The sequence below is a fragment of the Azospirillum largimobile genome (assembly GCF_977007025.2).
In genome coordinates this window covers 399255-416780 of the sequence record NZ_CDRMUA020000004.1, presented here as the reverse complement: position 1 = coordinate 416780, position 17526 = coordinate 399255, and the positions used below count along the sequence as shown (strand labels likewise).

Sequence of the window (17526 nt, the reverse complement as noted above, 5' to 3'; positions counted from 1 at the left end):
AATCCAGGGTCCTCATGGAGTCAGGCGGCGCAGGCGACCTGCCGGTACAGTGCCGGCAGCGCCTTGGTCAGGTGGGAGACCTGTGGGAATATGGCATAGGCGCCGCGTCCGAACAGATAGGGCACGTAATCGCGGGCCATCGCATCGACGGTGATGGCGAAAACGGCCAGTCCGTCGCGCCGCGCCTCGCGGATGGCCTGCCGGGTGTCCTCGATGCCGTAGCGGCCTTCGTAATGGTCCACGTCGTTCGGCTTGCCGTCGGTCAGCAGAACCAGCAGCCGATGACGGTTCGGCCGCTCCGCCAGCTGGGCGGAGGCGTGACGGATCGCCGCGCCCATGCGGGTGTAGTAGCCGGGCTTCAGCGCGCCGATGCGGCGGGTCACGGTGGGGCCCAGCGGCTCGTCGAAGCCCTTCAGCGTCTGCACCCGCACCCAGTCGCGCCGGCGCGAGGTGAAGGCGTAGATCGCATGGTCGTCGCCGCAGGCGGTCAGGCCATGGGTCAGGGCCAGCAGAGCCTCCTTCTCCACGTCCAGCACGCGGCGTCCGTCGATCCAGCCGTCGGTGGACAGCGAACCGTCGACCAGCACGGCGACGGCGAGGTCGCGGGCGGCGTTGCGCGCCTGCTGATGCACCCGGTCGCTGCCGCATCCGCCGGCCTGGAAGTCGGCGCGGCTGCGCACCAGGGCGGTCAGGTCCAATTCGTCGCCGTCGGCCTGTCCAGTGAACAGCATGCGCTTCGGGCGCAGAGCCTCGAACTGGCGGCGGACCTGCCGGATCCGGCGGAGCGCCGCGACGTCGGGTTGCCAGGACTCGCCGTCCGCCGGTGCCGTCTCCGCAACCACCCGGCAATGGTCCGGCAGATGGGCGCGGCGGCGGTGGTCCCATTCGGGATAGGTCAGGGTCGCCGTCAGCGGAGTCTCGTCGACGGCCTGCGCACCGAGGTCGAGGTCGAGCTTCAGCGTGGTGGAGGCCTTGCGCTGGTGCGTGCCGACGGCGATCTCGTCCAGGTCGTCGGCGGCCTTGCGGGCGTTCTCCGCATCGTCGTCGTCGACTGCGCGCGGGATGTTCAGCGCCTCGGCGAGGCTCAGCATCTTCTCGAAACGGTTCAGGATCAGCGGGTCGTTGCGCTGGATCTGGTCGGTCTGCCGCCGGGTCGCGGCACGGCGGCGCTGGTCGCCCTCCGCCGCCTGTCCTCCCTCGCCCGGACTTTCGGCAACAGCGGCGAGCGAGCGCTCGTTCGATGGCGCCACCAGTCCCCACAACGGAACCGGCAGCAGGCGGGCGTAGCCGTAGGGTGCGGTGAAGTCCGACAGCGGGATGGTCGGGGCGAGCATCCGCGCCGCTTCCGCCGTGGCGGCTCCGGCGCCGAGCAGCGCCAAGACGGCGCTCTCCACTTCGGCTTCCACCGGCGGCAGGCGCCGGACCGGGCGGATGGCGGCGACAGCGCGGGCAAGATCCTCATAGGGACGGCGCAGGCCAGGCCAGCGGGTCAGCACCGTCGCGGTGGTCGCCGCGGCGCTGCGCAGAAGCTGTATGTCGGCTTGCAGCGGGTCGGCGGGAAGCGGAACATGTTCGGCATGGGCGAAGAAGGCGGCCAGCCATTCGTACAGACGTTCGTTCAGCGCCGGATCCGGGAACAGGTCGATGGCGGCCGGCAGCTGAAGAACATCGCCGTCCAGCGACGCCCGCTCCACCCGCTCCGCCCCCAGCCCGATGCGGTCGAGCAGCGGAAGCCGGTGCCCCGAAACCGCTGCCGTGCCGGCCGCCAGCCGGACCCCGCGGTCGCCGCCGAGAGCGCGGAAGAACACCGCCAGCCGCGGCCGCATCGTCTCCAGCGTCACCGCCGCGTCCGGATGGTGGGGATAGCTCGACCGTCCGCCGATCAGGCGGTGCCACAAGCGGCCGACGGTCTCTTCCGGCTCGAAGATTTCCAGCATGATGCGCACACTCCCAACCCATCTGCCCAATGCACGGATCTGTGTCGGCCGTCATTCCCGCGAAGGCGGGAATCCATGCGTTCCCGGCAGACAGGCCGCGGAAACGACTGGATCCCCGCCTCCGCGGGGATGACGGCTGCAGTGGGGAGATCCGGCTTCGTAAGCGGTTTCAAACTCGAACCCGCCACCCTACCCCAGCGTGACCTCGGCCACGCGCAGCAGGCCGGCGCGGATGTCCGGGTCGTCGGTCAGTGGTTCGATCAGGGCGGCGCGGATGGCGCGTTCGGGCTTCATGCCGGAGCGGATCAGCGTGGCGCAGTAGATCAGCAGGCGGGTCGACACGCCCTCCTCCAAATCCTGGCCCTTCAGCGCGCGCAATGCGTTGGCGAGGCGGACCAGCGGGACCACGCGGTTCTCGGCCAAGCCGCTTTCGGTCGCCACGATGGGGATTTCCCGCTCTGGCTCAGGGAAGTCGAACTCGACGGCCAGGAAGCGCTGGCGGGTGCTGGGCTTCAGCGCCTTCAACACATTCTGGTAGCCGGGGTTGTAGGACACCACCAGCATGAAGCCCGGCGGCGCCTCCAGCGTCTCGCCGGTGCGGTCCAGCGGCAGGATGCGGCGATCGTCGGTCAGCGGGTGCAGCACGACGGTGACGTCCTTGCGCGCCTCCACCACCTCGTCGAGATAGCAGATGGCGCCCTCGCGCACCGCACGGGTCAGCGGCCCGTCCGCCCAAACGGTGTCGCCGCCCTTCAGCAGGTAACGCCCGGTCAGGTCGGCGGCGGTCAGGTCGTCGTGGCAGGACACGGTGTAGAGCGGCCGGCCGAGCTTGGCCGCCATATGGGCAACGAAGCGGGTCTTGCCGCAGCCGGTCGGTCCCTTCAGCAGCAGGGGCAGCCGGTGGTGGTAGGCATGCTCGAACAGCGCGCACTCGTCGCCGGTCGGCTGATAGAAGGGCAGGGACAGGGAGGGACGGATCGGGACGGCGGCGTCGGGCATCGCAGCGGAACTCCAAAAAAGACGGCCCCTGCGCGTATCGGATGGCCGACGGAGCGCAGGGGCCGGAGGGGACGTCACTCGGCCGGCTGGTAGCTGGCCGGGATCGATGCAGGCCGCTCCTCGCGGGCCGGACCGAAGATGGCGTAGAGGTAGACCAGCACGCCCACCGCCACTGCGACGCCGGCGCCGAGCCGCATCCAGTAGAACAGCGCGATCTGGGCCTGCACCTCCATGTAGTCCATACCCAGGACGCGCTGCAGATGGGTCTGCACCACGCCGGCCACGGTCAGGGCGAAGGTCATGAAGGCCATGCCACCGCTCATCAACCAGAAGCTCCACATGTTCAGGACCTGGTTGTAGGGCTGCCGGCCGCGCAGATAGGGCATGGCGTAGGTGATGATGGCGAGGTTGATCATCGCATAAGCGCCGTAGAAGGCGAGATGCCCGTGCGCCGCCGTCACCTGGGTGCCGTGGGTGTAGTAGTTGATCGGGGCCAGCGTGTGCAGGAAGCCCCACAGCCCGGCGCCGAAGAAGGCGAACACCGCGCAGCCCAGCGACCACAGCATCGCCGCCTTGTTCGGATGCCGCCGGCCGCTCTTCCACACCATCATGAAGGCGAAGACGACCATGGTGAAGAAGGGGGCGACTTCCAGCGTCGAGAACAGCGAACCGATCCACTGCCAGTAGCCGGGCGTACCGATCCAGTAATAGTGGTGGCCGGTGCCGAGGATGCCGCTGAACAGGGCCAGCCCGACGATGGCGTACAGCCACTTCTCGACCACCTCGCGGTCGACGCCGGTCATCTTGATCATCAGGAAGGCGAGGATGGAGGCCAGCACCAGTTCCCACACGCCTTCGACCCACAGATGGACGACGTACCACCAGTACATCTTGTCCAGCGACAGGTTCGACGGGTTGTAGAAGGAGAACAGGAAGAAGATGGCGATGCCCCACATGCCCACCAGCAGGATGTTGGTGATGACCGTGCGGCGGCCTTTGATGACCGTCATCGTCATGTTGTAGAGGAACATCAGCGCGACGACGACGATGGCGCCCTTGATCCAGGTCGGCTGTTCCAGGAACTCCCGCCCCTCATGGATGCGGAAGACATAGCCGACCACGGCGGCCAGCGCGCCGAAGACGAACAGGCCCAGCTGGATCAGCGCCAGCTTCGGACTGTGCAGTTCGGTCTCCGACTCTTCGGGAATCAGATAGTATGCGGCGCCGAAGAAGCCGATCAGCAGCCAGACGATCAGCGCGTTGGTGTGAATCATCCGGAGAACGTTGAAGGGCAACAGTTCCGAAAGCGTGTTGGGCAGGACATAGACGACCCCGGCCAGGAGACCCACCAGGATCTGCACGCCGAACAGTCCCATCGCCGCCGCGAAGTAATAGATGGCGACTTTTTGCGATTCGTACTTCATGACGGAATTCTCCTCAGCCGGACAGCTTGGGCGGCCAGTTCTGGGTGTTGATCCGGCTGGTCCATTCCAGGAAGGCGGCCAGATCCTCGACCTCGGCGTCGGTCAGGTTGAACTGCGGCATCTGGCGCCGCCCTTCGATCCCGGACGGCTGTGCGGCCATCCAGCCCTTCAGGGCCATGACGGCGCCGTCGTGGTCCTTGTCGCCGCCGTAGCGCAGCCAGACATTGCCCAGCTCGGGGGCGAAATAGGCGCCTTCACCCAGCAGCGTGTGGCAGTTGATGCAGGAGTTCTTTTCCCACACATGCTTGCCGCGGGTGACGGCATCGGACAGCGTCTTCTCGTCCGTGCTCGTGTTGACGATGTAATTGTGGCTGAGCGCGGTCAACGCGATGAAGGTCGCGAAGAAGAACAGCGATCCGCCATAGAAGATGTTTCGCGCGGCCGCCTTGGTAAAGCGTTCGGTCATCGCTCGGGATCCCTGGCAATCTCGAATTTTCGTCGAGTGGGGTCGGTTCGGAAGGCGTTGGGTGCGCGAGGCCGGGGGCCGGAAGCCGGGCGTCGCAGCGTCTTACCGCCACGGGTCGAGCGAATAATTGACCGTGGAAGGAGGGCATTCCTTGACCGCGGTCAAGCCGGCCGGAGCGGTGCCGGCATATCGTTCGCACACATGATGAGAAGGATCGGACATGGCCGACGTCGACATGACGGCCCAGCAGGACAGGCCGGGCGGACTGGATGCCCTGCCCGGCAACCTGATGATGTGGATTCTGATCTTCAGCGAGCTGGCGGTGTTCGGCGTGGCCTTCCTGGGCTTTGCGATCGCCCGCGTGCTGGATCCCGCCACCTTCGCCGCCGGGCAAGCGCACCTGAATGGTACCCTGGGGGCGCTGAACACCATGGTGCTGGTCACCAGCGGCTATCTGGCGGCCCGTGCCGTCGCCGCCGGACGGCGCGGCGCCGCGAAGCAGGCACGCCGGGCGATGCTGGCCGCCGCAGCGGTCGGGTCGGTCTTCCTGGCGGTGAAGGCGGTGGAGTATTCCGCGACGCTCGGCGCCGGGCTGACCATCGACAGCGACACCTTCTTCACCCTCTATTTCCTGCTGACCGGCTTCCACGCCCTGCATGTCGTGCTGGGCATCGTCATCCTTCTGCTGGTCTCCCGATCCGGACCGGAGACGCTGGTGGAGAATCTGGAGACCGGGGCCGCCTTCTGGCACATGGTGGATCTGGTCTGGGTCATCCTCTACCCGCTCGTCTACCTGATCCGCTGAGGAGGCCGGCCATGGGATTGCTCAAGAAAATCGACCGGCTGACGCTGTCCTGGCTGGTGCTGATGGGGCTGACCGCCGTGACCCTGCTGTTCGCCCGCCACGGCGATGCGGGCGGCGGGGTCGGCATCGCCGGTGCGGCCCTGCTGCTGGCGCTCGCCGTGGCCAAGGGAAGGGAGATCCTTCTGCATTACCTGGAACTGGACCATGCCGGTCCGGGCTGGCGCCTGTTGATGACGGTCTGGCTGGTGCTGTTGTGCGGCGCCATCCTGCTTGTCACCGCCGCCGGGGCGCTGGGCTGGGTCGGGCCGCACTGATGAACTTCAAGGATAACGGACGATGACCGAATTCAAGCTCGGCCTGCTCGTGGCCAGCCTTGCCGTGATCGTGTTCGCGGTGGCGCTCTACCGCCAGCGTGCGCTGGGGCGCAACGGGCTGGTGACCGCCATCGCCGCCACGGTCGCCGTGTTCGCGGCGATGTTCTTCACGCAGTGACCGTCGCACCGGCCCGACATGCGCGGAGGTGTCGCACGGCGGCAATGCGCCGCGACAATGCGCCGGTGAGATCTTCGACATTGTCGGCGGGGCCGCAAAAGTGGAGGATCGCCGCGGCCGGGCCGGCTTCCCGTTATCAGGGCCTGCCCGCCGCCATCGCCTCTTCCATCTGCAAGGACCGGACGAACCGCCATGTTCAACGCGCTCTCCCGCCAGCCCGATGACGCCCTGCTCGCCCTGATCGGGCTGTACAAGCAGGATCCGCGGCCGGGCAAGGTCGATCTCGGCGTCGGGGTCTACCGTGACGAGGAGGGGCGCACCCCGGTCTTCCGCGCGGTCAAGGCGGCCGAACGCCTGCTGCTCGACGGGCAGGACAGCAAGTCCTACCTGGGGCTGGAAGGCGACGCGCTGTATCTGGAGCGTCTGTGGTCGCTGGTCGGCGGCGATGCCGGCACAAAGGTCGCCGCAGCCGGCGTGCAGACCCCCGGCGGCTCCGGCGCGCTGCGTCTGGCCGCCGACCTCGTCCTGCGCGGCGGATCGAAGCGTGTGCTGGTCGGCCAGCCGACCTGGCCGAACCATGTCGGCATCTTCGCCGCCGCCGGCCTGGAGGTGGTCAGCCATCCCTTCTTCGACACCGCCAGCCAGACCGTTTTGTTCGACCGAATGGTCGCGGCGTTCGAGGCGGCGCAGCCCGGCGACGTCGCCCTGCTGCACGGCAGCTGCCACAACCCGACCGGCGCGCCGCTGTCGCTCGACCAGTGGAAGACCCTGGCGGCGGTGCTGGAAAAGCGCGGCGTGCTGCCGCTGGTCGACCTCGCCTACCAGGGCTTCGGCCGCGGGCTTGACGAGGATGCGGAGGGCTTGCGCCATCTGATCGGCGCGGTTCCGGAGGCGCTGGTCGCCGTGTCGTCGTCCAAGTCCTTCGGCCTCTATCGCGAGCGCACCGGCGCCATCTTCGCCGTGTCGGCGACGCAGGCGCCGGCCGATCTCGCGAAGTCGAACCTGATGGCGCTGGCCCGCACCAGCTATTCCATGCCGCCCGACCATGGCGCCGCGGTTGTCCGCACCATCCTGAGCGACGCCGCCCTGACTGCCGACTGGACGGCGGAACTGGACGGCATGCGCGCCCGCATCACCGGCATCCGCCGCAAGCTGGCGGCCGGATTGGCCGGCACCTTCCCCACCCTGACCGCGGTGGCGGAGCAGGAGGGCATGTTCTCCCTTCTGCCGCTGACCGAGGCGGAGGTGCTGCGCCTGCGCGCCGACCACGCCATCTACATGCCGACCTCCGGCCGCATCAACATCGCCGGCCTGAAGACGGCCGAGGTGGACGATGTGGTCGCGAAGTTCGCCGCACTTTGCTGAGCCGGGAGACGACCAGAATGGCCGCGACCCTTCAGGCCCCGCCCGCGGCGGTGGAGCGTCACCAGCTGTATGAAGACGCGCTCGCCATGCTGATGGGCACGCTGTTCATCGCGCTGGGCATGCTGATCTATTCGAAGACGATGCTGCTGACCGGCAGCACCGCCGGACTGTCCCTGCTGCTGAGCTATGTCACCAAGGTTCAGTTCGGAATCATCTTCTTCGTCATCAACCTGCCCTTCTATTGGCTGGCCTGGAAGCGGCTGGGCTGGAAGTTCACCGCGCGCACCTTCATCGCGGTTGGGCTGGTCACGATCTTCTCGCGCCTGACCGAGCAGTGGGTGGGATTCGCCCATCTCGATCCGGTCTATGCGACGGTGGTGGGCAGCGGCCTGTGCGGCACCGGCCTCCTGATGCTGTTCCGCCACCGCACCGGGCTCGGCGGCGTCAACATCCTGGCGATCTACCTGCAGGAGAAGCACGGCATCCGCGCCGGCTATTTCCAATTGGGCGTCGATCTGGCGATCCTGGCCGGCGCCTTCTTCGTTCTGGCGCCGGACCGGCTGCTGCTGTCGGTGGTGGGGGCTGCCATCGTCAACCTGACGCTGGCGATCAACCACAAGCCCGGGCGGTACTTGGGGATGAGCTGAGGCATCACTGCAAAGATCTCCCTCTCCCCCCGGGGAGAGGGGATTCTCTTCTGCGTCACATCTCACCGCCCGCAGCAGGCCTTGTGCTTGCGCCCCGACCCGCAGGGGCACGGATCGTTGCGGCCGACCTTCACCACGCGGCGCGGCGGGTCCTTCGGGTTCAGCACGCTGTCGACATAGAGCCAGCGGCCATCGATCCGGCGGAAGCGCGACCGTTCGTGCAGCGGCCAGTCCTCCCCGTCGCGGCGGAAGGTCAGGAAGAACTCGACCATGCCGTCGTCGCCGTTCTCCTCCGTCTTCATCACCGTCAGCGGTCCCCACTCGCACTCCTGCGCCACGCGGACCGCATCGTCACGGCTGAAGGCGGCGCGGGTTTCCGGTGCGCAGCTGCGCTCGATATGGTCGATGTCGTGGCGGACGAAGGCGGTGTAGCGGGACCGCATCAGCGCCTCGGCACTCGGCGCGGGCTCCCCCGCCAGGATCGGGCCGCAGCAAAGGTCGAAGGCGCGGCCGGAACCGCAGGGGCAGGCGGACATGGACAGGCATTCCATCTGAAGCAAGCGCAACAGGCTATCGTGTAGCAGGTGCCACGCCGTGCAGGAACAGGTCGATCGCCTTGTCGACGAAGGCGTAGCGCTCCTCCTCCGTCGGCTGGGGGCAGAGGCCCAGCACCAGTTGGCAGTATGAGCCGCCCTGCAGGACCGCCAGGAACTGCCGGGCGACGAAGGCCGGATCGTCGGTCGCGATCACGCCGCGTTCGGCCAGCCGGGTGAACAATGCGACGAAGTTGGCGATGCCCTGCTCCGGCCCGGCCCGGAAATAGAGCTGTGCCGCCACCGGCATCCGCGTCGCCTCCCCCGCCACCGATTGGTGGACGCGGATCGCCGCTTCCGACCAGATCAGGTCGACGAAGCGCCGGCCGACCTGAACCAGGAGTTCGCGCAGCGGCATGTCGTCGAACATGTCCGGCGCGAATTTCAAGCCGCGCCGTTCGCACTCGGCGGAGATCACCGCCGTGTACAGTTCCTCCTTGGACGGGAAGCGGGTGTAGAGCGTTGTCTTCGATACCCGCGCCTGCTGGGCCACCTGATCCATCGAGGTCGCGGCGTAGCCAAGCTCCAGGAACACCTCCCGCGCGGCGGCAACGATCTGTTCCGCCTTCGCATCATGGGAGGCGGACGGCTGGGACGCTTTTTGCTCCAATGACTGCACTGAACTGTACCGTTCACTCTTGACGTTGCTCGGATGCCGGAGTAGGACGGTAGCAGTACGATACAGTCCAGTCCAGTGGGGAGACGTGGTATGGCCCGATTCCGCGTAAGACGGTTTGCGTCCACCTTGATGGCGACCGCCGCCATGCTGACGGTGGCGGGCCTGCTGACCGGCTGCAACGAGACGCACTCCGCCTCCACTCCCGCGGAGGGAGAGGTCAGGCCGGTACGCGTCGCCACCGTCGCCCTGGAGCCGCTGGTCGACAGCGTGCGCTACCCGGCGGTGATCCGCCCGCGGGTGGAGGCGGATGTCGGCTTCCGCGTCGGCGGCAAGGTCACCGCCCGGCTGGTGGAGGTCGGCACCCGCATCGAACCCGGCATGCCGCTCGCCCGCCTCGACCCCACCGACCTTCAATTGCAGATCCGCGCCGCGCAGGCGCAACTCGCCTCGGCGCAGGCCGACGCGGCCAACGCGCGCAGCGACTTCCAGCGCTATGCCAGCCTGCGCAACGGCGAATGGACGACGCGGCAGGAATACGACCGCCGCAAGACGACCCTCGACAAGGCCGATTCCAAGGTGCGGGAGGTGGAGGCGCAGCTGCGCGTCCTGAACAATTCCGCCCAATATGCGACGCTGGTGGCGGATGAGGCCGGCATCGTCACCGCGACGCTGGTCGAGCCGGGCCAGGTGGTGGCATCCGGCCAGACCGCCCTGCGCGTCGCCCGGCTGGGCGCTCTGGAGGCGGTCGCCAACATCCCCGAACAGCAGGTGGGCGCCCTGCCCCGCCAGAAGCTGGCGGTGGAGCTGTGGTCCCACCCCGGCCAGAGTATCGCCGGCAGCTTGCGCGAGGTTTCGCCCAGCGCCGATGCCAGCACCCGCACCTTCCAGGCGAAGATCGCGCTGGCCGATCCGCCGGCGACGGTCCAGCTTGGCATGACGGCGACCGTCACCGCCGCCGCCGATCACGGGGCGCCCGTCGCCCGCCTGCCGCTCAGCGCGCTGACCCAGCGCGAACAGAAGCCGGCGGTCTGGGTGCTGGCCGCTCCCGACAACCGGCTGGAGCTGCGCCCCGTCACCGTCGCCGCCTATGCCGGCGACCTCGCGCTGATCGGCGGCGGGCTGAAGGACGGCGAACGCGTCGTCACCGCCGGCGTGCACAAGCTCGATTCCGGGCAGAAGGTCCGCATCTGGACGGAGCCGGCGCGATGAACCACTCCCGCATGAACCTGTCGGCCTGGGCGCTGGCGCACCGCACGCTCGTGCTGTTCATGATGCTCGCCAGCGTTCTGGCCGGCGCGCTCGCCTACATGAATCTGGGCCGGGCGGAGGATCCGTCCTTCACCTTCAAGGTGATGGTGGTCCGTACCCAATGGCCCGGCGCCACCGCGCGCGAGGTGGAGCAGTTCGTCACCGACCGCATCGAGAAGAAGCTGGAGGAAGTGCCCTATTACGACGTTTCCCGCAGCTATTCCAAGCCGGGCGAGTCGGTGGTCTTCGTCCAGCTGAAGGATTACACCCCGCCGAAGATGGTGGCCGACCTGTGGTATCAGGTCCGCAAGAAGATCGGCGACATCACCTATACGCTGCCCGACGGCGTGGTCGGCCCCTTCTTCAACGACGAGTTCGGCGACGTCTATTCCGCCATCTACGGCTTCATGGGCGAGGATTTCACGCCGGCCCAGCTTAAGAAGGTGGCGGAACAGGCGCGCGCCCGCCTGCTGAAGCTGCCGGGCGTCGAGAAGATCGACCTGATCGCCCCGCAGGAGGAGCGGGTCTATGTCGAGATCTCCAGCCAGCGGCTCGCCAGCTTCGGCCTGCCGGTGGAGTCGGTGATCCAGGCGCTTCAGCGCGAGAACGCCATCGCCGCGTCGGGCGACATCGATACCGGATCGCAGCGGGTCTATGTCCGCCTCGACCTCGGCCTCGAAACCGCCGCGGCGGTGCGCGCGATTCCGGTGGAGAGCGGCGGGCGGCTGCTGACCATCGGCGACGTGGCGGACGTCAAGCGCGGCTATGTCGAACCCCGCCGCTACACCCTGCGCTACAAGGGGCGCGACGCCATCGGGCTCGGTGTCGTCATGGCGAAGGGCGGCAACGTGCTGAAGCTGGGCGAGAAGCTCGACGCCGCGATGGAGAAGATCAAGGCGGAGCTTCCGGTCGGGCTGGAGGTGGCGCAGATCGCCGACCAGCCGACGGTGGTCGAAAACTCGGTCGGCGAGTTCATGAAGTCGCTGGCGGAAGCGCTCGGCATCGTCATCCTGGTCAGCCTCGTCAGTCTGGGCTGGCGCACCGGCATCGTCGTGGCGCTGGCGGTGCCGCTGGTGCTGGCGATGACGCTGGTGGCGATGCAGATCCTGCACATCGACCTGCAGCGAATCTCGCTGGGCGCCCTCATCATCGCGCTGGGCCTGCTGGTGGACGACGCCATCATCGCGGTGGAGATGATGGTGGTGAAGATGGAACAGGGATGGGACCGGCTGAGGGCCGGTGCTTTCGCCTACACCTCCACCGCCTTCCCGATGCTGAGCGGCACCATCGTCACCGCCGCCGGCTTCGTGCCCGTCGGTTTCGCGGCGTCGGCGGCCGGCGAATACACCAACTCCATCTTCTGGGTGGTGGCGCTGTCGCTGATGCTGTCCTGGGTGGTGGCGGTGATCTTCACCCCCTATCTCGGCTGGCTCCTGCTGCCCAAGCCCAAGCATGTGGTGCCGGATGGGCACGAGTTGGACATCTACGACACGCGGACCTACCGCATCCTGCGCCGGATGATCGAGGCCTGCGTCCGGGCGCGCTGGCTCACCATCGGCGTCACGGTGGCGGCCTTCGTCACCGCGCTGGTCGGCTTCGGCCATGTCCAGCAGCAGTTCTTCCCCTCCGCCAGCCGGCCGGAGCTGCTGATCGACATCCGCCTTGCCGAAGGCTCGTCGTTCGAGGCGACGTCCGCCGAGGTGAAGCGGATGGAAGCGGTGCTGGCCAAGGATCCGGACGTCGATTACTGGGTGGCCTACACCGGCGGCGGCTCCCCGCGCTTCTACCTGCCGCTCGACCAGCAGTTGGAGACCGCCAACTTCGCCCAGTTCATGGTGATGACCAAGGGGCTGGAGGAGCGCGAACATTTCATGCAGCGGTTGGAGCCGACGCTGGAATCCGACTTCCCCGCCGCCCGCGTCCGCATCAGCCGGCTGGAGAACGGACCGCCGGTCGGGTATCCGGTGCAGTTCCGCGTCACCGGCGACGACCCGGCCACCATCCGCAAGATCGCCTATCAGGTGCGCGATACCATGCGCGGCCACCCCAACACCGCCAACGTCCATCTGGACTGGGACGAGCTGTCCAAGCGCGTCCGGCTGGAGGTTGACACCGCCAAGGCCCGCGCGCTGGGCGTGTCGAAGCAGGACCTGTCCAACGCCCTGCAACTGCTGCTGAACGGCATGTCGGTCACCCAGTACCGCGAAGGGACGGAGCTGATCGGTGTCCTGCTGCGCACCACGCCGGACGAGCGGGCGGACCTGTCGCGCCTGGGCGAGTTGAACATCCGCACCAGCCGCGGCACCACCGTGCCGCTGAGCCAGGTCGCCGCCGTCCGCTACGAGCTGGAGGAACCGGTGCTGTGGCGCCGGGGCCGCGAGACGACGATGACGATCAAGGGGGACGTGACCGGCGGCCTGCAGGCCCCGGTGGTCAGCACCCAACTGAACGGACAGCTGAACGCGCTCCGCGCCACCTTGCCCGACGGCTACGCCATCACCATGGGCGGCGCCATCGAGGAAAGCGCCAAGGGCCAGGACTCCATCAACGCCATGATGCCGCTGATGCTGCTGATCATGGTGACCACGCTGATGCTGCAGCTGCAGAGCTTCTCGCGCGTGTTCATGGTCCTGCTGACGGCACCGCTGGGGCTGATCGGCGTCACCGCGTCGCTTCTGCTGTTCAACCTGCCCTTCGGCTTCGTCGCCATGCTGGGCGTCATCGCGCTGGCCGGGATCATCATGCGCAACTCGGTCATCCTGGTCGACCAGATCGAGCAGGACATCCGCAGCGGCCGGTCGCGCTGGGACAGCATCGTGGAGGCGACGGTGCGCCGCGCCCGCCCCATTGCGCTCACCGCCGCCGCCGCGATCCTCGCCATGATCCCGCTGACGCACAGCGTCTTCTGGGGTCCGATGGCGGTCGCCATCATGGGCGGTCTGGCCGGCGCCACTGTGCTGACGATCTTCTTCCTGCCGGCGCTCTACGCCGCCTGGTTCCGCGTGCCCCGGCCGGAAAGGGAAGAGGTGGAAGACACCGGGGTGAACGGCGCGCTGCCCAATCCAGCGCTGGGGGATTGATAACCAACTCTTTCGCTCAAGCTTGACCGCGGTCAAGGGATGCCCCCGCGCCCCATGCGAGGGTGCCTCCACAATCGATCTCCCGATTGCATCATCACTGCTGATGATCCTCTTTCGTACTGTGACTTTGCGCCCGGCGGCATTGGCTTCCGGGCGCATTTTTTTGCTGCCCCTTATCCGGTCCGCACCGGTACGGGGGATGGAACGCCGCGGCTCGCAACCTGTTGGGCCATCAAACAGCTGATCGCCGCATTCCTGCCCCGGGGAGAAGACCGTGGCCAACGTCAATCGCCAGCGCCAGCGGATGGTCGACACCCAGATCGCCCGCCGCGGCATCCGCGCCGAACCCGTCCTCAACGCCATGCGTGCCGTCCCGCGCGAGCATTTCGTCGCGCCCGAGATGGTCGAGTTCGCCTATGAGGACTCGCCCCTGCCCATCGGGGAGGAGCAGACGATCTCGCAGCCCAGCGTCGTCGCCGCGATGATCGAGGCGGCGGAGGTCGGCGCGAACGACAGGGTGCTGGAGGTCGGGGCGGGCTCCGGCTATGTCGCGGCGCTGTTGGGCCACATCGCCCGCCAGGGCCGGGGCCGCGTCTTCGCGGTCGAACGGCACCCCAGCTTGGCCCAATCGGCACGGCGCCGGCTGCAGGATCTTGGGTTCGGCGACGTGACGGTGCGCACCGGCGACGGGACCGAAGGCTGGTCGGAGGAAGCGCCCTTCGACGTCATCCTGGTGTCGGCCGGTGGGCCGGAGGTGCCGAAGGCGCTGATGGACCAGCTCGCCATCGGCGGGCGGATGGTGATCCCGGTCGGCGCCCGCCGGGACCAGACGCTGGTGAAGGTCGTCCGCCACAGTGAAACCGAATTCGAGCGGGAGGAGCGGGACCGCGTGTCCTTCGTGCCGCTGATCGGCGCCCAGGGCTGGGCGGAGGACGGCACGCGCTCGGCCAGCAACCACAGCCCGGGACGGCGGCCGGGAGAGCCACCGGCCACCCTGCCGGAGATGATCGCCGATGCCGCCGAACCCCTGCCGGATTTCGACAGCCCCGACTTCGGCCGGCTGTTCGACCGTTGGGGCGACCGCCGCGTCGTGCTGCTGGGCGAAGCGAGCCACGGCACCTCGGAGTTCTACCGCGCCCGCGCCGCCATCACGAAGAGGCTGATCGAGCAGCACGGCTTCACCATCGTCGCCGTGGAAGCCGACTGGCCGGACGCCGCCGTAATCGACCGCTATGTCCGCCAGCGCCCCGGCGGCCGGGCGGAGGAGCCGCCCTTCCAGCGTTTCCCCAGTTGGATGTGGCGGAACACCGACGTCGCCGCCTTCCTCGATTGGCTGCATGACCGCAACGGCAGCCAGCCGCCGGAGCGGCGCGCCGGATTCTATGGGCTGGACATGTACAACATGGGCGGTTCGATCGCCGCGGTGCTGGACTATCTCGACCGCGTCGATCCGGAGGCGGCGGCGGCGGCGCGCGAGCGCTACGGCTGCTTGACGCCCTGGCAGCGCGATCCCGCCACCTATGGCCGCGCGGCGCTGTCCGGCGGATTCCGCAAATGCGAGGCGGCGGTGATCGAGCAGTGCCGGGCCTTGCTCGAAAAGCGGCTGGATTATGCGGGGGAGGACGGCGACCGCTTCCTCGACGCCGCCCAGAACGCCCGCCTGATCGCTTCGGCCGAGCGCTATTACCGCATCATGTATTACGGCGGGGCGGACAGTTGGAACCTGCGCGACACCCATATGTTCGAAACCCTCGCCAACCTGCTGGAGGCCAAGGGGCCGGACGCGAAGGCGGTGGTCTGGGCCCACAATTCCCACATCGGCGATGCCCGCCAGACCGACATGGGCATCACCCGCGACGAGCTGAACATCGGCCAGCTCTGCCGCGAGCGCTTCGGTGCGGAGGCGGCGCTGATCGGCTTCGGCACCCATGGCGGCACGGTGGCCGCGGCCACCGACTGGAACGGCGCCATGGAGGTGAAGCGGGTGCGCCCGTCGCGCAGCGACAGCTATGAACGGCTCTGCCACGACGCGGGAGTGCAGCGCTTCCTGCTCGACCTTCAGGCGGAGCGGAACGGGGCGGTGCGGCGCGCCCTGCTGACGCCGCGGCTGGAACGCTTCATCGGCGTCATCTACCGGCCCGAGACGGAGCTGTGGAGCCACTATTCGGAAGCCACCCTGCCGGGCCAGTTCGACGCCTGGGTCTGGTTCGACGAGACGGCCGCCGTCACCCCGCTGGGGCCGGAGCACGCCCGGACGGACGTGCCCGACACCTATCCCTTCGGGGTGTGACAGGCGCTTGCGTCAGACGAAGAACACCAGCGTGGTCAGGCCCAGCAGCGGCACCAGGATGCCGCAGGACCAGGCCATATAGCCGAAGAAGCTGGGCATGGCGACGCCGCGCTCCTCCGCGATGGCCTTGACCATGAAGTTGGGGGCGTTGCCGATGTAGCTGTTGGCGCCCATGAACACCGCGCCGGCGGAAATCGCGGTCAGCGTCAGCGACAGGTCGGTCATCAGAACCTTCGCGTCGCCTCCGGCCGTGTTGAAGAAGATCAGGTAGGTCGGTGCGTTGTCGAGGAAGCTGGACAGGATGCCGGTGGCCCAGAAATAGGCGGCCGGGTTCGGCTTCCCACCCTCGTTCACCGCAGAGATGATTGCGCCCAACGCGCCGTCGGTGCCGGCCTTCAGGATGGCGATGGCCGGGATGATGGTCAGGAAGATGGCGGCAAACAGCTTCGCCACCTCCAGGATCGGTCCCCAGCTGAAGCCGTTCATGCGGCGGCTCTGCTTGCTGGTCAGGGCCAGCGACAGGCCGGTGATGCCCAGCAGCAGCAGGTTCGACACGATGGTCTCCAGCTGCACCGTCACATGGTACAGCGTGACGCCGATCCCGGGATGCCAGACGCCGCTGAGCAGCACGGCACCGACGATCGCCACCAGCAGCAGAAGGTTGACCGAACCTTCAATGCGGATCGGTTCCCGCTCGTGCACGCCTTCGATCAGCGGGTGCTTGCCGGGGTCACGGGTGTGCAGCACGACGTCGAGAACGAAATAGATCAGCAGCAGCAGGACCGACAGGAAGGCCATCGGCGCGAACAGGTGGACCGTCGGCCAGAAGAAATCGACGCCCTTCAGGAAGCCCAGGAACAGCGGCGGGTCACCCAGCGGCGTCAGCGATCCGCCGACATTCGACACCAGGAAGATGAAGAACACCATCGTGTGAACTTTATCGCGCCGGTGTTCGTTCGCACGCAGCATCGGGCGGATCAGCAGCATCGAGGCGCCGGTCGTACCCATCAGGCTGGCCAGGACGGTGCCGAGCGCCAGCCCGACCGTGTTGGCCAGCGGTGTCCCGACCAGCGATCCGGTCACGCGCACGCCGCCCGCCACCGTGAACAGTGCGGTCAATAGAACGATGAAGGGGATATATTCGAGCAGGACCGTATGCAGCAGCTCGTAGGTCGCCAGTTCCGGCCCGAAGGTCGCGGCGAAGGGCACCAGGAAGGCGAGTGCCCATACGGCCGAGATCTTGCCGAAATGATGGTGCCACATCACCGGCGCCAGCAGCGGAAACAGCGCGATCGACAGCAGGATGCCGGCGAACGGCACCACCCAAACGGCACTCAGCATCCGACCGTCCAGATGAGGTGCTCCGCCATGGGCGACCTCCGCCGCCAGGGCACCATGCGTGCCCAGCAACAGGCCGCCGGCGGCCAGCGCCACGGCGAAGAAGGCCGGGAAAAATGATGGGCGGCGGGAGGGGGAGGAGTTGGTCATCGGTCCGAACGGTAGGCTGACGAAAGGACCGGGAGTATGCGGACTGACAGAACGTAAGCCAAGCCGGAAGGGA

At 67.7% G+C, this 17526-nt stretch carries 15 protein-coding genes; 8 read left to right on the top strand and 7 right to left on the bottom strand.

The window, feature by feature from the left end:
* Positions 1 to 20: 20 nt before the first annotated feature.
* The 4 genes from ACWPKK_RS23395 to ACWPKK_RS23380 form a co-directional block, all read right to left on the bottom strand.
* Entirely contained in the window at positions 21 to 1937 is a 1917-nt protein-coding gene (locus ACWPKK_RS23395) for a VWA domain-containing protein (protein ID WP_452009043.1), read from the bottom strand.
* A gap of 189 nt (positions 1938 to 2126) precedes the next feature.
* Positions 2127 to 2936, bottom strand: a complete 810-nt coding sequence (locus tag ACWPKK_RS23390; protein WP_452009040.1) for an AAA family ATPase — start codon at positions 2934 to 2936, stop codon at positions 2127 to 2129.
* Positions 2937 to 3010: 74 nt separating this feature from the next.
* A complete protein-coding gene (locus tag ACWPKK_RS23385; RefSeq protein WP_452009038.1) occupies positions 3011 to 4360 on the bottom strand; it encodes a cbb3-type cytochrome c oxidase subunit I in 1350 nt (449 codons plus the stop codon).
* Positions 4361 to 4373: 13 nt separating this feature from the next.
* Entirely contained in the window at positions 4374 to 4826 is a 453-nt protein-coding gene (locus tag ACWPKK_RS23380) for a c-type cytochrome (RefSeq protein WP_452009035.1), read from the bottom strand.
* A 220-nt stretch (positions 4827 to 5046) separates the two neighbouring features.
* Here ACWPKK_RS23380 and ACWPKK_RS23375 point away from each other — a divergent pair, with 220 nt between their 5' ends.
* The 5 genes from ACWPKK_RS23375 to ACWPKK_RS23355 all read left to right on the top strand — a co-directional run bounded on the left by ACWPKK_RS23375 (position 5047) and on the right by ACWPKK_RS23355 (position 8135).
* A complete protein-coding gene (locus ACWPKK_RS23375) occupies positions 5047 to 5631 on the top strand; it encodes a cytochrome c oxidase subunit 3 (RefSeq protein ID WP_452009032.1) in 585 nt (194 codons plus the stop codon).
* A gap of 11 nt (positions 5632 to 5642) precedes the next feature.
* Positions 5643 to 5945, top strand: coding sequence for a cytochrome C oxidase subunit IV family protein (locus tag ACWPKK_RS23370; RefSeq protein WP_324870374.1), 303 nt, complete (start codon positions 5643 to 5645; stop codon positions 5943 to 5945).
* A gap of 22 nt (positions 5946 to 5967) precedes the next feature.
* Positions 5968 to 6123, top strand: coding sequence for a hypothetical protein (locus tag ACWPKK_RS23365; RefSeq protein ID WP_310118372.1), 156 nt, complete (start codon positions 5968 to 5970; stop codon positions 6121 to 6123).
* A 192-nt stretch (positions 6124 to 6315) separates the two neighbouring features.
* On the top strand, positions 6316 to 7488 hold the full coding sequence (locus tag ACWPKK_RS23360) for an amino acid aminotransferase (RefSeq protein WP_452009028.1): 1173 nt from the start codon (positions 6316 to 6318) through the stop codon (positions 7486 to 7488).
* A 17-nt stretch (positions 7489 to 7505) separates the two neighbouring features.
* Positions 7506 to 8135 carry a YitT family protein gene (locus tag ACWPKK_RS23355; RefSeq protein WP_324870377.1) on the top strand — a complete coding sequence of 210 codons (630 nt, stop codon included), beginning with the start codon at positions 7506 to 7508 and terminating at the stop codon, positions 8133 to 8135.
* Between the two features lie 62 nt (positions 8136 to 8197).
* Here the strand turns inward: ACWPKK_RS23355 and ACWPKK_RS23350 are convergent, their stop codons facing one another.
* Both ACWPKK_RS23350 and ACWPKK_RS23345 read right to left on the bottom strand, forming a co-directional pair.
* Positions 8198 to 8671 carry a YchJ family protein gene (locus ACWPKK_RS23350; RefSeq protein WP_452009025.1) on the bottom strand — a complete coding sequence of 158 codons (474 nt, stop codon included), beginning with the start codon at positions 8669 to 8671 and terminating at the stop codon, positions 8198 to 8200.
* A 34-nt stretch (positions 8672 to 8705) separates the two neighbouring features.
* Positions 8706 to 9347, bottom strand: coding sequence for a TetR/AcrR family transcriptional regulator (locus ACWPKK_RS23345; protein ID WP_452009022.1), 642 nt, complete (start codon positions 9345 to 9347; stop codon positions 8706 to 8708).
* A 129-nt stretch (positions 9348 to 9476) separates the two neighbouring features.
* Between ACWPKK_RS23345 and ACWPKK_RS23340 the strand changes: the two genes are divergently transcribed.
* From ACWPKK_RS23340 to ACWPKK_RS23330, 3 genes are all read left to right on the top strand, one after another.
* Positions 9477 to 10556, top strand: a complete 1080-nt coding sequence (locus ACWPKK_RS23340) for an efflux RND transporter periplasmic adaptor subunit (protein WP_452009020.1) — start codon at positions 9477 to 9479, stop codon at positions 10554 to 10556.
* Positions 10553 to 13675: an efflux RND transporter permease subunit gene (locus ACWPKK_RS23335; protein ID WP_452009017.1), complete on the top strand. Its 3123-nt coding sequence runs from the start codon at positions 10553 to 10555 to the stop codon at positions 13673 to 13675. The genes ACWPKK_RS23340 and ACWPKK_RS23335 overlap by 4 nt, the downstream gene beginning before the upstream one ends.
* A gap of 274 nt (positions 13676 to 13949) precedes the next feature.
* Entirely contained in the window at positions 13950 to 15965 is a 2016-nt protein-coding gene (locus ACWPKK_RS23330) for a protein-L-isoaspartate(D-aspartate) O-methyltransferase (RefSeq protein WP_452009014.1), read from the top strand.
* Positions 15966 to 15977: 12 nt separating this feature from the next.
* On the opposite strand, the gene ACWPKK_RS23325 is transcribed toward ACWPKK_RS23330, so the two are convergent.
* Positions 15978 to 17453 (bottom strand): sodium:proton antiporter, encoded by a 1476-nt coding sequence (locus tag ACWPKK_RS23325; RefSeq protein WP_452009011.1) that lies wholly within the window; start codon positions 17451 to 17453, stop codon positions 15978 to 15980.
* Positions 17454 to 17526 lie beyond the last annotated feature (73 nt).

Coding starts and splice junctions, on each gene's coding strand:
- ACWPKK_RS23365 (WP_310118372.1), top strand. CDS start 5,968: ATGACCGAATTCAAGCTCGGCCTGCTCGTGGCCAGCCTTGCCGTGATC.
- ACWPKK_RS23390 (WP_452009040.1), bottom strand. CDS start 2,936: ATGCCCGACGCCGCCGTCCCGATCCGTCCCTCCCTGTCCCTGCCCTTC.
- ACWPKK_RS23355 (WP_324870377.1), top strand. CDS start 7,506: ATGGCCGCGACCCTTCAGGCCCCGCCCGCGGCGGTGGAGCGTCACCAG.
- ACWPKK_RS23375 (WP_452009032.1), top strand. CDS start 5,047: ATGGCCGACGTCGACATGACGGCCCAGCAGGACAGGCCGGGCGGACTG.
- ACWPKK_RS23335 (WP_452009017.1), top strand. CDS start 10,553: ATGAACCACTCCCGCATGAACCTGTCGGCCTGGGCGCTGGCGCACCGC.
- ACWPKK_RS23385 (WP_452009038.1), bottom strand. CDS start 4,360: ATGAAGTACGAATCGCAAAAAGTCGCCATCTATTACTTCGCGGCGGCG.
- ACWPKK_RS23370 (WP_324870374.1), top strand. CDS start 5,643: ATGGGATTGCTCAAGAAAATCGACCGGCTGACGCTGTCCTGGCTGGTG.
- ACWPKK_RS23380 (WP_452009035.1), bottom strand. CDS start 4,826: ATGACCGAACGCTTTACCAAGGCGGCCGCGCGAAACATCTTCTATGGC.
- ACWPKK_RS23325 (WP_452009011.1), bottom strand. CDS start 17,453: ATGACCAACTCCTCCCCCTCCCGCCGCCCATCATTTTTCCCGGCCTTC.
- ACWPKK_RS23340 (WP_452009020.1), top strand. CDS start 9,477: ATGGCGACCGCCGCCATGCTGACGGTGGCGGGCCTGCTGACCGGCTGC.
- ACWPKK_RS23360 (WP_452009028.1), top strand. CDS start 6,316: ATGTTCAACGCGCTCTCCCGCCAGCCCGATGACGCCCTGCTCGCCCTG.
- ACWPKK_RS23350 (WP_452009025.1), bottom strand. CDS start 8,671: ATGTCCGCCTGCCCCTGCGGTTCCGGCCGCGCCTTCGACCTTTGCTGC.
- ACWPKK_RS23395 (WP_452009043.1), bottom strand. CDS start 1,937: ATGCTGGAAATCTTCGAGCCGGAAGAGACCGTCGGCCGCTTGTGGCAC.